We start from the raw sequence: 14,884 nt of genomic DNA, 5'->3' as shown, positions 1-14,884 counted from the left end.
TATTGAAATGTCTTTTGTGCTGAAATCTACTGAAGAGCGTGCGCGTCTGTGGAAGCCAATGTTCGCTAGCGAACTGCCTGAACTTGCGTTTCATGTCTGGCCTGAGACCGGCGATCCGCAGAAGGTTCGCTATCTGGCGGCGTGGCAGCCACCGGAAAATCTGGCAGAAAACTTTCCTAATCTTGAAGTGCTCTTTTCTGTCGGTGCAGGTGTGGATCAACTGAACCTTGCCTCAATTCCCGAAAATGTCCGGGTCGTCCGTATGATGGAGCCAGGCTTGGCGGAGGGAATGATAGAATACGTCCTCTGGGCTGTTCTTTCTTACCATCGGAATATGTTCCAGTACGCGCGTCAGCAAGCGGCGCATGTCTGGAAAGGTACACCAAACGTGTCTTCAAGCCTGTTTCGGGTTGGGGTGATGGGCATGGGAGCGCTTGGCACGCCTGTCCTGAAAAAGCTGTCGCAGTTCGGATACGTCTGTCATGGCTGGAGCAGAAGCCGACATGACATTCCCGGAATCAAAAGCTATGCAGGGCCCGAAGAACTGGATGCTTTTCTGGCGGCCACAGATGTCCTTGTCTGCTTGATGCCCCTGACTGAAGCCACAAAAGGGATTTTGAACAAAGAATTATTCGCCAAGCTTCCCAAAGGGGCCTGTCTTATCAACTGCGGGAGGGGCGGACATCTTGCACAGGATGATCTGCTTTTAGCGTTGGATGAGGGACTACTGAGCCAAGCGGTTCTTGATGTAACCGATCCGGAACCCCTTCCTGAGGACCACCCGTTCTGGAAGCATCCCTTGATTACCCTTACGCCGCATATTGCAAGTTCTTCGCATGCTGAGACAGGTGGAGAAATGATTTTGAAAAATATCATACAGTTTGAGAAGGGGGCGGAAATGGTTGGAGAAATTAACAGGTCTTCTGGATATTAATTTCTCCCTAGCGCTGGAATGAGGCAGAGGTCAATTCCCTGTCTCATTCTGCACAATTAAACTATTTTGTTAAAATTAAATACAGGTGTTGCGGCAAGTAATATTGGTCGTTCCAGTTCTTATTAGGCCTTGGTGACGATAATTATTTTGGTTAATGTCGCCAATATATGATTTTTTTTGATTGAGAAAGGCGCTCTCGACACGAGAGTAAATCACAAAATTTTCAGTATTTGATCTGAGTATCGGGAATGGGATGCGGCTTTTTCCTATGAACCTTTAAGGCTGAAGTCTCCTTTTCCAGATAGACTGGCTCGACCACTGTCGTTTCCAACTTTTGGGATGCCTAAAATTTCCGATCGTTGAAAATGCACATTTATAGAAAAAAATGAGATAACGACATTTGTCGATGGGACTGTCTTAGCTTGGCGTTGCAAAATTTTTGCATCCATTCCCCAGAAAGACACTCAATTGCGGGCTGCCTTTTTCAGTGCCTTTGCGCTGTTTTGCGCGGATTTTTATTTTCATGCGGTGCCTCGCTAATCCAGGACGGCCAACCTTACTCCTGTCAGCTTTCTTGGGAAAATCAAGACGAAGAGTTTTATTTCTTATTTCCCATAAACAACGTTTTCACTTTTTCCCGCTGCGTGAAGTAGAGGGGCCAACTCAAATCAATAGAACCTGAACCTAATTTGGTTTTTGTGATTTCCCAGAAGTCGCTCAGTTACTGAATGCTGCACCCATCCGGTTGAAACGGGCTGTCAGACAGTGAAAACATTCCCATGATTCTCACCATCAATGTGGCTTTATAATCGATAGATGCCTTGGGCAGATTATAGAAAATTTTCCTAGGAAACTTTATAATTAATAAAACCAATAAACTTTATTATCAAAAATACGATTTTATATCTTGTGGCTCTGTCCGCTTGTCGGGCTTGCGGGCTCCAAAAATCCTCACATTCCCCAAATTTTTCCTTTTCAAAAGGCGGTGCGGCTACAAAAAATACGAATTGACTTTATGACTTAATTAAATTTATAACATTCAAACTTAATATAATTAAGAAAACAAATGTGAGGTCGGCACCAATGTCTGGGGGTAGGGTTTCGGGCATTTCAGAAGTCACACGCAAGGCATCACCGACGTTGGCTATCGCGGTCGCATTGGCGGCAGTGGCGGCTGTCCTGCTGGTCTTGCAAATGGGGCTTCTGGCGCAACTCGTGGATGATCTTGCCTTCAAAGGTCTGTCGATTAAGGCAGATGCTAGGCCGCTCGTTGGTTTTCTTTGTGTCGCACTCATGCGCGGTTGTGTGCAGTGGGTTTCGGATATGTCAGGAGAAATGGCTGGTCAGAGAGCGGTTACTCTCTTTCGCCAAGAGATGATCCGGCATGTGTTTCGAGTGGGGCCAGTCGGGTTGCAATGCATGGAGACCGGGCGCCTTGCAACATCTCTGACGGATGGCGTAGCAGCCTTTCAGCCCTACATTGCGCAGTATATTCCACGCGCCGCGGCAATGGTTGTTCTGCCTCTCCTCATCCTGGCAGTCGTGGCAGGGCTGGATGGGTGGAGTTTTCTGATCCTGGCTGTGACGGGGCCATTAATACCGGTTTTTATGGCTCTGGTTGGTTATAGCGCTCAAAGCCTGATGGATCGGCAGTGGACGCGGCTTCTGCTGCTTGGCGCGTCTTTTCTAGACGCAGTGCAGGGACTGACAACGCTTCGTCTGTTTGGACGTGCGCAGGAAAGCGTGAAAATGGTGCAGTCCATGGCAGAGGCGCACCGGCTGGCGACGATGCGTGTCATGGGCGTTGCGTTTCTGACATCTGCTGTTCTGGAGTTCTTTTCCAGCCTCGCGGTCGCGCTTGTAGCGATAGTTCTCGGCTCCCGTCTGCTCTCAGGGCATGTCGATTTTTACACAGCCTTCTTTGTTCTGCTGCTGGCTCCAGAGTATTTTGCACCACTCCGTAATTTTTCTGCCAGCTATCATGCTCGCCAGAACGCGCTTTCGGCCATGGATGGGCTTATGGCATTCATGCGCCTTCCGGAACTCTGTGTCGACCGGGGCAAGAACCCTCATCAGGCCACGACAGGGGCACCTGAAAAGCTCATTTTCAATGATGTTTCCGCTGGCTACGGACAGGGTCCAGACGTTCTGTGTGGTATTTCCTTTACTGCTCATCGCGGCACCATTACGGCGGTAACGGGTGCCAGTGGTAGCGGGAAGACCACGCTTTTGCGGGTTCTGCTGGGGATGATTCCGGTCCGAGCTGGAGATATTGTCGCCGTTGATAATACGGGCACCTACATTGCCGCGCAGAACTGGCGTATTGGTTGGGTCCCCCAGTCTCCCTGTCTCGTCAACGGGACAATTCGGGACAATCTGCATCTGGCAAATCCGGATATTGATGATGCTGGGCTGCGGTCTGTTGCGGCCTTGGCGGGAGTCTTCTCCTTTATCGACGCATTACCAGACGGATTAGATACCGTAGTGGGCGATCGTGGCACGGCGCTGTCTGGTGGCGAGATCCGGCGGCTGGCGTTAGCGCGCGCCCTAATAAATGCGCCAGATATTCTGGTTTTTGACGAGCCAACCGCTGATCTGGACGTGACGAATGCAACCATGATTGCAGCCGCCATCAAACACCTGGCAGCCGGTCGCATTGTGATCGCGGTCTCTCATCGCCCAGACATTATCAATCAGGCCGACCAGGTTCTTCACCTTCCAAAAGGTGTCATCCAGTCCCATCAAATTCAGCGAGCTGTAGCATGACGGAGCTTCAGTATGCCTTTCGCCTGATTGCAGTTGCGCGGGGGAAGATGATCTTTGGTTTTTTCCTTGCCTGTCTGGCAGCTCTCTTCGGGTTCGGGCTGTTGTTTCTGTCGGGTTGGCTGATTGCCGCTGCGGCTGCGGCGGGTCTGGGTGGCATAGTAACGCGCAATCTTTTCAACCTGTTTTTGCCTGCGGCGGGCGTACGGTTTTTTGCGACCGCCCGCATCCTGACACGCTACGGGGAACGACTGGTAACGCATGACGCGGCACTGAAAGGTGTCAGTGTTCTGCGGGCTCGGGTGTTTGAACGCATGATCCCGCGTTCGACTCTCCTGACAGACCACCGCAGCGGGGATGTTCTGGGGAGACTGGTATCTGATACCGAGATTGTCGGTCAGTTCCCGATTAATGCGCTTATGCCATTTGGCGTGGCCGCAATCTGCGGGACGGTCAGCGTTGTCATAATATCCGTGTTCTCCCTGCAAGCCGGACTGCTTCTGGCTCTGGCGCTGCTGCTCAGTGGAATGGCTGTACCAGTTCTTGTTGGCCGAAAGGTTGATAATGACATGGAGCGCCTGGCAGGGCTGGGCGACGACTTTCGTGCGGATCTCGTGGAAGCTGTGCAGTGTGCTGGCGATATCACTCTGTGTGGCGCAACTGCGCGGACGGCAGAGGCGCTGAATGCCACGCAGACTCTCTTCGGCAAGAAGCAGTTGCGTTCTCTCGCATGGTCGCATGCATCGCGGCAGGCAGGGGCTTTTATAGCGGCCCTCGCAGTTGCTGGGGTGCTGATGATCGGTGCGCGCGCTTTGCAATCCGGAGCCCTGAGCGCTCCCGAACTGCCTATGCTCATCCTGGGGATCTTGGCGGCAATGGAGTTTGTTTCGGGCGTCGTTCCGGCCCGGCAGGCTCTGGCTCGGGCGCGGGTGTCCATACGGCGCCTCATGACACTGTGCGAAGCGCGGCCGCCTGTGGCTGAAGTAGAGAACGTTTGGGAAGGCGCCGATTTCACCCGGCTTGTGATGCAGGACGTCGGCTTTTGCTATGCCGGTAGCCGGAAGACGGTACTGGAGGATTGCTCCCTAAGCATTCATCCCGGAGAGCGTGTTGGGATTGTCGGGCCTTCAGGGGCAGGAAAGAGTTCTCTTATTCGTCTGCTGCTTCGGCTGGAAGACTATCAGTCGGGTTCCATCCATTGGGGTGGGGCTAATCTGAAACAGCTCGATACGCAGGCGCTTTCAACGCAGATCAGCGTTCTGGCGCAGGACTTTCATCTGTTTCAGGGCAGTATCCGCCGCAATTTATTGCTCGCCCGCCCAGACGCAACTGACGAGGAGATGTGGGCGGCATTGTCCAGCGCCTGCCTCGTTGATGAAGTCCGGCTTATGGAAAACGGACTGGATACCCTCGTCGGGGAGCATGGTATGCGGCTGTCTGGTGGGCAGGCGCGGCGTCTGGCCGTTGCGCAGATTATCCTGCGTCGTCCGCGCTGGGTCATTCTGGATGAACCGACCGAAGGACTGCCCCCTGAAAAAGGCAGAGACCTGATCGCATCCCTACTGGCAGCGCTGCCTTTGGCAACAGTGCTCTGTATTACCCATCGCCCTGAGCCGCTGGAGTTCATGCAGCGTGTTCTGCGACTGGAAGACGGCCGACTTCATGAACGGGAGGGACTGCCGTGATCCGACGATGATGCACGCCGGATACCGGCCGTTCGTTCCTTTTTCTGTCCTGTTCACAGGAGGATCCCATCGTGGATTTCATTAACCCGCAGGTCGTCGATCTTTCGCGTCTCCAGTTCGCGCTGACGGCCCTCTATCACTTCATGTTTGTGCCTCTGACGCTTGGGCTGACATTCATGCTGGCTGCAATGGAGACAGTGTATGTTGTCACCGGCCGAAAGATTTATCGGGACATGGCCCAGTTCTGGGGCAAGCTGTTTGGTATTAACTTTGCCATAGGTGTTGCAACCGGTCTGACCATGGAATTCGAGTTTGGGACTAACTGGTCCATGTACTCGCATTTCTTTGGGGACATGTTCGGTACGCCGCTCGCCATCGAAGGTTTGATGGCCTTTTTCATGGAATCCACTTTTGTGGGTCTTATGTTCTTTGGCTGGGATCGCCTCAGTAAACCTGGACATCTGGCCATCACTTATCTTGTGGCGCTTGGGTCCAACCTTTCCGCGCTCTGGATCCTGATTGCCAATGCCGGAATGAACGTGCCTGAAGGCGCGCATTTCGATGCAGATACGATGCGCATGCAGTTTGATAGCTTCGTGCATGTTGTCTTCAGTCAGGATGCGCAGGCCAAGTTTGTGCATACTTCAGTTGCTGGCTATGTGGCCGCGTCCATGTTCGTCATGGGGATCAGCGCATTCTACCTGCTTCGTGGACAGCATCGTGAACTGGCCGCCCGGTCTTTCCGTATGGCCGCCCTGTTTGGCATCATTTCATCGGTCGCCGTCATTACGCTGGGCGATGTGCTGGGCCGGATGGACTACGAAAAGCAGCCAACGAAAATCGCCGCCATCGAAGGTCTGTGGCACACGACGAAGCCACCTTACGAACCGTGGATCCTTGCGGCTCTTCCGGATGATGAAAAGCAGGTCAACCACTTCGAAATCAATATTCCCTATGTTTTAACGCCCCTGATCACGCACAGCTTTAATCAGCCCGTTACGGGCATGTATGAACTGGAAGAGCAGGCAGGCCCGCGCATTCGCTCCGGTATCATCGCTTTGACAGCACTCCGCCATTATGGCGAGACGCATGACAAGGCCGATCTGGACCTCTTCAATGCCCATCAGGCCGATATGGGTTTCGGCTTCCTCGCGACGCGGCATGCTCCTAATCAGGATGTGACGAATATCCCTGCGGATCAGCTTGATGCGGTCGTAAAGCAGACGCAGCCTGACATTCTGCCGAACGTGTTTGTGACGTTCTGGTCTTTCCGGTTCATGGTATTCCTCGGCGGCTATTTCTTTGCGATTTTTGCCGTGGCAGCGCTCTTGAGTCTGAAAAACCGACTTGAAGCCAATCCATGGCTGCTGAGAGCGACCATGTGGTCCATTCCGCTGCCGATCTTGGCAACGGAATTTGGCTGGATCACTGCCGAAGCCGGTCGTCAGCCCTGGACCGTCTTCAATAAGCTGCCGACCTTCCTGTCTGCTTCAGGGCACAGCACGGGATACATGGTCTTTTCTCTGGCCGGTTTTGCGCTGCTTTACAGCGTGTTTATCGCTGCTGAACTCTACCTGATGTTTCGTTTTGCCCGGCTCGGTCCGGAAGAGCATGGAATGCATCACGACGAAACGGATGCTCTGCTGTCCCACTTCCACGGGAGCCACGCCTGAAATGAACGTCCTTTTTCTTTCTTTAAAAAACCGGAGGGTCTGACATGGAGACCTATGCACTTCTCAAACTGATCTGGACGGGAATTCTCGGTGTCCTGTTCATCGGGCTTGGCACCATGGTCGGTATGGATATGGGCGTTGGTACGTTGCTGCGGTTCGTGGGGCGTAATGACGGGGAGCGCCGGACGGCGCTCAACATCATCGGCCCGCACTGGGACGGCAATCAGGTGTGGTTCATTCTCGGTGGTGGGGCGATTTTTGCGGCATTTCCCACACTGTATGGCACGTCGTTTTCTGTCTTCTATGTTGTCATGATCCTGCTGCTGTTCAGCATGATCCTGCGCCCTGTGGCATTTGAATATCGTTCAAAAGCCGACAGCAGACACTGGCGTGCAAGCTGGGACGTGACCTTCCTGACTTCCGGTTTTGTGCCCATGTTCGTTTATGGCGCGGCATTCGGAAATATTCTGGAAGGGGTGGGTTATCACTTCACCTGGACGGGCCAATATGTTCAGGATGAGTCTTTCCTGAGCTACCTGATCAATCCGTTTGCCATCCTGTGCGGCTTGATGTCCGTTGCCCTGAGTGTGCAGCAGGGCGGTGCAATGCTGATGCTGCGCTCGGAAAACCCGATTTATGGCCGCGCACGGGCTTATGGTTCGGTCGGTGGATTTGTTGCGGCTGCCTTGTTTGTCATTGGCGGTTTCTGGATCGCTCAAATGCCCGGTTTTGTTCTGACATCCCTGTCTGATCCGGCAATGCCTGCCAACCCGCTCCATGGTCAAACCGCGGCAATTCGCCCCGGTGCATGGCTTGGCAATTACCATGCTCATCCGGTTCTCTGGCTGTTACCGGTTCTTGGTACGGTCTGCATGGTCGGTGAAGCGCTTCTTTTACGCGCCAATCGTCCCGCCTTGGGCTGGTGGTTGGGCGTAGGGGCCTGGGCTGGAACGATCACGACGGTTGGGGCTGCGATGTTCCCCTTCCTGATGCCATCCACGACCGCACCCGATCAAAGCGTTACGGTCTGGAACGGTACCGGAAGCCTTTATGGTTTGAGTTGCATGCTTGTTGTGGCGGTTATCTTTGTCCCGATCATCCTGAGCTACACGTCGTGGTGCTACCATGTGATGCGTGGCCGTGTGCGGGTTCAGGACGTCATGAATGACTCTCATAGCTACTGAGGAATTACGCTCCATGAAAATCTTCAGATTGGCCGGCCTTGCTCTGGCCCTTGTCGTCGCGCTGCTGTTCGCCGTTTTTGTTGGCGATCAGGGGCCTTGGTATTTCGCATGGGTCATTGGAACGGTCATGATCGTTCTGATTTCCGGGGCTGGCGCCGTGCTTCTTGATGCTCAGGAAGAAGGCATTGCAAACACGGAGAAACTGTCATGATGGGTGATCTGGAAGGTGCTATCTTCTTCATCCCGTTCTTTTATATGGCTATTTATCTGGTGGCTTACGTTTGTATGAAAAGGCGTTTGCCATAGGCCCACGGTTCATAACGGGACCATGATCGTTGCTACGCAGCAGATGGCTGAGAAATAGAGTGTCGGGCGTCTGTGGTGACGGAGTATGGTATGCAGCCAGCTGCTGATCTGAGAGAGAGTTTCCAGGCAGAGAGGGGCTAAGGCCGTGAAAAACAGGCGATAAGCTTTTTCAATCTGGTAGCCGTTCATCTCGCGATCTGCGACGCCATATCGAAGAAAGCTGCGGACGAGTTATTTACTCGTCCGCAGGCAGTCTATTAAATTTTCCTAAATCAGCGATAATTTAAAAATCACAATAAATGAGCATCAAGAATTACAGCGTAACGTTTACACCGAACTGGAATGAACGCATGACAACGCCATTTTGAGCCCAGGAAGAGTTGTAAAGATAGCCGCCATATGTACCGAAGTCATACGGTGCTCGGAAGCCAAGAAGATTGTAGACGTTCGCGTAAATATTCCAGCGACGGTTCACCTGATAGTTGACCGTCAGATCAACATCCCAGAAACCTTTTACATGGCACTGGGAGGGATAATACGCACTGTTGGAGATTACGTTAGCGCAACCGCCGCTTGTGCCAGCTCCGGAATAGTCGTCCGCAGTCAGGCGATAACCACTTGTGTAATATACGGTCGGTGTGACGGAGAGCCCCTTCCACATGAAAGTGTTGGCCCAATTCGCGCGCCAGCGTGGTGTTCCTGAGGAAGAAACTGCACTGTAAGGGCCAAGTGTTCCTGCAAAGCGCTCTACACCGCCGCCGGATGAGGCAGGTAGATAGATATTGTAACGATGGACAAAAGTCGCTTCGCCCTTACTCACCCAGAGAACATCATGTAGCGGACCGGGCAGGTGCTTCTGTGCCTGAATTTTCAGATCAAAACCGTCTGTGATCAGCTTCTTCGTGTTAACGTAGCCAAGGTTGATCAAGCCAGGGCGTAGCTGTCCACTTGGGTTCTGCGTGTCAGCAACGTCAGGGGTGACGGTTACGCCGCTTGGGAGAGCATTCCCCTCTAGATAGTCGGTCGCCATAGCAGCGACACCATAGGGATTAGGCGCAATATAGTGGTTTTTGCGAATATAGTAGTAATCTGCGCTGATTGTCAGCCAGTCGGTTGGTTTGAATACTGGTCCCCCTGAGAACCCAGTCGATGTTTCTGGACGAAGATTTGGATTGCCAGACGTATTTTCACCGATTGAATAAGGCTGGGCGTAGGTATTGGCTGAGCCGTCAGCACTCCGATGCTGATTGACGAAAGATGTGACAGCAGACGGATCATAGGTCACGTAACCGACGTTCGAGCCACCGGTTTCAGAGAAACTTGGAACTCGGAAACCTTGGTTGAATGTTCCCTTAAGGGTCAGCATTTTCGTCGGTTTGAACTGCAGGCCCACTTTAGGTGAAAAGTGGTGGAAGCTGTTGCCCGTGCTTTCGTTGTAATTGTCGTAACGGCCCGAGACGTCCACATTGACCATTTTATGGAACGGTAAGCCGACTTCAAAGAAGCCAGATTCAACCCAACGACTTCCTTTTGCATTCACGGGATTGATCGTGCCAACGTACTGTGCTCCAGGATCCGCAATATTTAGCGGATTGGCTGACGGATCGTTCAATGCTTCATGGCGGAAATTGGCACCAATTGCGAGATTGGCTGTGCCACCCGGAAGCTTGAAAAGGCCTTTGTTGGCTGTCAGATTCCCAGAATATTCAGATGTTGTTGCTGTAATAACGCTCCGAGGAGCCAGCGCGTTTAGAACGGCCTGTGAGTTTTGCGAAGGGTCGACGAAGTTATAGTCGCCGCTTGTAATCGCGTTCTCAAGACTGTTGATCGTGGGGACGCCCGTGATGGTCTGGGTCAGACGCGTCGCCATGCCTACGAAATCGGCATTATAATGCCAGTCTGAACCCCAGTCAGAGGGCTCCCAGCCTGCGTAGCGGACGGACCCGCGGAAGTTCTGATTAAATTCAGTCGTTGTTGGAAGAAGGTCTGCAAAACGGTAATCGACCTCCGCGGCCTTGCCTTCGGCAGCGAACGGATCGTTAGGGTTGGGCTGCCCGTTTGGAAGAGAAGCAGGAATTGGCGTGCTAAGCGTGTTTGCCAGCTCAGCCTGACTGTAAGTTCTTGTAGTTGTTGGTGTCCCTGTAACAGTCGTCATGGCCTGTGAGTAATTGAACATGGCCACGAGCTGGGAACGCGGTGTCACGTTCACCGTAAGATGCGCGGTGGCATTGATACGGCGAATGTCTGGCGCGACCTGAGCATAACGCTGCGAATTCATAGTGCAGGTCTGGCTTTTACCATTATCGCCACTCACGACACTACCAGTAACAACCGATCCAAAAGAGCCGCATCCAGCAGAAGGATTCAGAAGCTGCCACGCCCCTGTTCCGCTGTTTGCTCCATCGCTACGTCGGACGATAGCCGCAGGCGTTACACCGAAAGGACTGATCGTTCCATCCGGGAGCAGGGTGTTATAGTTGGCGTTTCCACCTCCAATACCTGTCAGGTCGCCACTATTGTATGGAGACTGAAGCTGACGGTAGTAGAGTGGGTCATCCTGCTGATATTCTGAGTTGATATAGAAATTGTATCCATCACGGTGCAGGTCGCCGTGGCCATATGTTGCCCACAGACGCTGATGACCGGCATCGCCACGCTGGGACAGGCCGCCCTCAGCATTTCCCTCAACGCCTTGAATTTCCTTGCGTGTCACCATGTTGACGACGCCTGCGACAGCGTCGGCGCCGTAGGTGGCGGAGCCACCATCTTCAAGAACATCGACCGTTTGCATGATCGACATCGGGATCCAGTTGGTATCGACGAAATTGCGCTCGCCATCGTCAGCGAGGCCGTAATAGGCGAGGCGCTGACCGTCGATGAGCGTCAAAGTTGAGTCGGTAGAGAGGCCACGAAGCGACGGAGCAGACCCACCAGTTGCGAAACCACCACCAGCAGACCAGCCGTTTGTCAGATTGCCTGCGCCATTCGTTGACAGGGACTGGAGCACGTCGGTCACTGTCTTGAGACCGCGCCGCTGCATGTCCATTCGGGTGATGTGTTCAATCGGCGACGCATTGGTCGCGTTTGGATCACTGAAGAGCGTTCCTGTTACAACAACGTTCTCTTCTCTGGACCGAGGGGCGGCTCCTTGCGCCTTCGCATCAGCAATTACGCGCCTGTTGGCAGCGTTGTCAGTCGTTATTGCGGAGCCTGCCGGGGCTTCGGCACCAGAGGGTTTGATTGTTTGTGTGGGTGTTTTTTTCTTGCTGGCACTCTTGCCGCGATGATGAGGGGCAACCACGGCTGGATTTTGGTTTCCAGCAGTGCCTGCGCCCTGGCTGACAGTCTGTGCTTTTGACGCACCCGCGTACATAGAGGTTGATGCCAGCGCAGTAGCACCAAAAAGCATGATTGTACGACGTCGCTTTCTGCTTCGATACACCATGGGTTTCTTTCGATGACGGTTGGGATCACGGATCAGCCGTCCGGAACACTACATTTTGTTGCTGATTCAATATTAATTGCAACCAAGCAAGCGGTTCTGATGCAGAAACGAATGATTTATGAAATCGTGTGTATTTTTTTTGCAACAGTTTGATGTGGTAACGATTTTTTGAGCATGACGAAATAGGGAGGGAAAAATATATGAGAGTGATAAACAAATAGAATAAAAATATTTTTATAGTTCTGTATCTTATGGTTATTTATGGCGGCTATGATTATCTTAGTTCGAAAATGATATACGTTTTTTTGTATGGTAATGATATTTAGAATAATTTTTCTCCATTCAAAGAGGGTGAGATGTATTTTAATTTTGTAAAAACTAGATATGTATTGTGGAAGTATTGGAATTTCGCAGGAGAAAATGTACGCGCGTTGTTAGCGATTGGTAAAAATCGTAACAACGCGCAATGAGAATTTTAAAGCGCCACTACTTTTTAGGTTAAACTCGACAGTCCTTCCAACAGGCGAGCAATGGCTTCTGCCCCTGGGTCAGGGATATTCTTGAGTTGTTCTTTCGGAACGTAAGCTGCGCGGCCAGCTCGTGCTGGCATCTTCCGGGTGGCATCAGCACCTTCACGAGCAGCCTTGGCGGCCTGTTGAAGATTTCCAGTTTGAAGTGCCGTTATTGCTGGAAACAACGCATCGAGCATTGTTCTATCTCCTTGAGACGCTCCACCGTATCTGTGCATACGGTCCAGACCTGCCTCAAGCCCGGTGCGCCAATCCTGCTGTTGTCCAGCTGTGGCGAACATGATGGACAACAAAACTCCGCTGGAGCCACCAGCATTGCGCGCGAGAAGCCTGCCTATCGTTTCACAGAGATGTTGGGGAGAAGCGAGGGGAAGGCGGTTGATTTCTTTGAGAATAACGCGGCTCGCCTCAGCGAAAGTTGAGCCTGCATCGCCATCGCCAATCAGGGCGTCAAGCGCATTGAGATCTTTTTCATTATCTATGAGAACCTTTGCGCCGTGAGTTATAAGGCTCTCTACATAAGTGTCGGATGAGGGCTCATAGGAGAAAGTTTCAGGCAAGGCTGGAGTTTGCTTTGTCTGTATCCCCTTAAAAGGGGCTAAGCCCGGCCAAGCCCAAGGCTCAACAGTAGATTTCAAGGCCTCGACGAAGTCTTCTCTTGCAGGTATGGCGGATAAAGAAAATCCGTACATATCCAAAGAAGTCATCATCGGGGCAGGCCCAATAATAAATTCTATGCGGTCTGCAAGTGCGGTTCTGGAAAGAGCATCAACTATGGCCTGAGCCTCCAGCACTGGAACTGCGCCCAGCATGTTGACCATAATGACTTGCTTATCATCTGTTAGAATTTTTTCGAGTGTATCTACGGCTTTATTAACTAAAACATCGATTTTATCTACAGAGATCCGCTCAGCGCCAGGTTCGCCGTGAATGCCAAGGCCTAGTTCCGCCTCTGAGTCATTTAGCCGCGTTTTATGCTCCACATCGTAAACATTGACGTCTGATAGAGCGAGGCCGATCGACGCTGTTGATTGGATGGCATCAGTGGCAGCCTGTTTTACCTCTGCCAGGCTAGATCCTGTTTCTGCCAGATGGCCCGCGATTTTCTGAACAAGGACTGTCCCAGCAATACCTCGGGCATGAGGTCCGCGGCCAAGTGCGATGTCATCGGCCACAATGACGAGTTCAACGTTCTTTCCAAGAGTGCGGGCCTGTTCTGCGGCAAGGCCGAAATTCAACCTGTCTCCGGTATAATTCTTAACAATCAGGAGGCATCCTGCCTCGCCAGTCACTTCAAGGATGGCGGCGAGAATGGCATCCACATTGGGGGAGGCGAAGAGCGCACCGCAGACTGCTGCCGTCAGCATGCCTTTGCCAACAAAACCAGCATGGGCTGGCTCATGGCCTGAGCCTCCGCCGGAGATGATAGCCACTTTCGACTTATCCCAGTCCCTTCTGAGAACGACATGGATATTCTCGTGTCCTTCAAGTCGGCAGAGATGATGCCCGACGGATGACCTGAGAAGACCGTCAAGACCTTCTGCAACAAGAGTATCGCGGTGATTGTAGAAGCGCTTCATCGTATCTTTCGTCCTCAGAGGATCACTGAGGAAAAGAACGCATCAGCACGCTTTTTAGGTCGATCACCTTCGAGCGAGCCCGCTTGAAGCGTTCTGCTATCAATGTTGAATCTGCGGTGTTTGATGACGGATGAGGTTAGAAAAACCTCTATTTTCCTATGAAGACTTGCTGCCTCTGAAATTATAGAGAGACGGAAGAAATGGAATAGAAGATTGAAAGTATTTTTTTGTGTGTACTTGCGGGTAATAATTGTAGTTGGTTCCGGGTGCGAGTTTGTGAATTCGCACCCTCTGAAATTTCAAGAAATATTGAGAAGGTGTGTAGAATTAGGGTCTACAACTATATCGAAATTTTATTCTTCGGGAATTCCGAACTGATCAGGATAGGGCATAGCATTTCGGCTGAGCTTCTTCTTTTTCCATTCCGCTAGTGCTCTGTTGTACTCGACATGGCGAAGCACGAATTGCAGCGCCTCTACGTGTTGTTCATTGCTTGCGTCCATCATATTACGACGCCAGCCGGCCGCAATTAGCCAATATTCACCGGCAAGTCGCCAAGATCCGGCCTGATGAAGCGCTACGGCCTGTCGTTCAAGCTCATGATACTTGCTATTCGGGTTCGCAAGGGCTTTTGCCGTGATGACGAAGTCGTCGTTTTTCCAAAGATACGTCGACTTCATGTAGGGGAACTGCCGTGTAAGAACACCCGGGTCTCCGAAATGTTCTTTGATCAGCATTGGAACCAGCCTGTCGTAAGATCTACGCCACTCGCACTGCACAAACT

At 52.1% G+C, this 14,884-nt stretch carries 9 protein-coding genes; 6 read left to right on the top strand and 3 right to left on the bottom strand.

Features of this window, described 5'->3' with window-relative positions; translation table 11 throughout:
* Positions 1–7: 7 nt before the first annotated feature.
* The 6 genes from KP707_RS10565 to KP707_RS10540 all read left to right on the top strand — a co-directional run bounded on the left by KP707_RS10565 (position 8) and on the right by KP707_RS10540 (position 8,450).
* On the top strand, positions 8–934 hold the full coding sequence (locus KP707_RS10565) for a glyoxylate/hydroxypyruvate reductase A (RefSeq protein ID WP_211502910.1): 927 nt from the start codon (positions 8–10) through the stop codon (positions 932–934).
* Between the two features lie 1,083 nt (positions 935–2,017).
* Entirely contained in the window at positions 2,018–3,700 is a 1,683-nt protein-coding gene (gene cydD, locus KP707_RS10560) for a thiol reductant ABC exporter subunit CydD (RefSeq protein ID WP_215751605.1), read from the top strand.
* Complete coding sequence (cydC, locus tag KP707_RS10555; protein ID WP_211502912.1) at positions 3,697–5,382, top strand: thiol reductant ABC exporter subunit CydC; 1,686 nt, start codon at positions 3,697–3,699, stop codon at positions 5,380–5,382. The genes cydD and cydC overlap by 4 nt, the downstream gene beginning before the upstream one ends.
* 71 nt (positions 5,383–5,453) lie before the next feature.
* Positions 5,454–7,055 (top strand): cytochrome ubiquinol oxidase subunit I, encoded by a 1,602-nt coding sequence (locus tag KP707_RS10550; protein WP_211502913.1) that lies wholly within the window; start codon positions 5,454–5,456, stop codon positions 7,053–7,055.
* Positions 7,056–7,099: 44 nt separating this feature from the next.
* Entirely contained in the window at positions 7,100–8,239 is a 1,140-nt protein-coding gene (gene cydB, locus KP707_RS10545) for a cytochrome d ubiquinol oxidase subunit II (protein ID WP_215751604.1), read from the top strand.
* Positions 8,240–8,252: 13 nt separating this feature from the next.
* Positions 8,253–8,450 carry a hypothetical protein gene (locus KP707_RS10540; protein WP_211502915.1) on the top strand — a complete coding sequence of 66 codons (198 nt, stop codon included), beginning with the start codon at positions 8,253–8,255 and terminating at the stop codon, positions 8,448–8,450.
* A gap of 408 nt (positions 8,451–8,858) precedes the next feature.
* Here KP707_RS10540 and KP707_RS10535 read toward each other — a convergent pair whose 3' ends face one another.
* The 3 genes from KP707_RS10535 to KP707_RS10525 all read right to left on the bottom strand — a co-directional run bounded on the left by KP707_RS10535 (position 8,859) and on the right by KP707_RS10525 (position 14,837).
* Positions 8,859–11,990, bottom strand: coding sequence for a TonB-dependent siderophore receptor (locus KP707_RS10535; RefSeq protein WP_211502916.1), 3,132 nt, complete (start codon positions 11,988–11,990; stop codon positions 8,859–8,861).
* A gap of 493 nt (positions 11,991–12,483) precedes the next feature.
* On the bottom strand, positions 12,484–14,100 hold the full coding sequence (locus KP707_RS10530; RefSeq protein ID WP_211502917.1) for a dihydroxyacetone kinase subunit DhaK: 1,617 nt from the start codon (positions 14,098–14,100) through the stop codon (positions 12,484–12,486).
* A 353-nt stretch (positions 14,101–14,453) separates the two neighbouring features.
* Positions 14,454–14,837, bottom strand: a complete 384-nt coding sequence (locus KP707_RS10525; RefSeq protein WP_211502918.1) for a hypothetical protein — start codon at positions 14,835–14,837, stop codon at positions 14,454–14,456.
* Positions 14,838–14,884 lie beyond the last annotated feature (47 nt).

Source organism: Gluconobacter sp. P5E10 (assembly GCF_018812145.1).
Taxonomy (GTDB): Bacteria; Pseudomonadota; Alphaproteobacteria; order Acetobacterales; family Acetobacteraceae; genus Gluconobacter; species Gluconobacter cerinus.
This window is presented reverse-complemented; position numbering and strand designations above follow the sequence as displayed.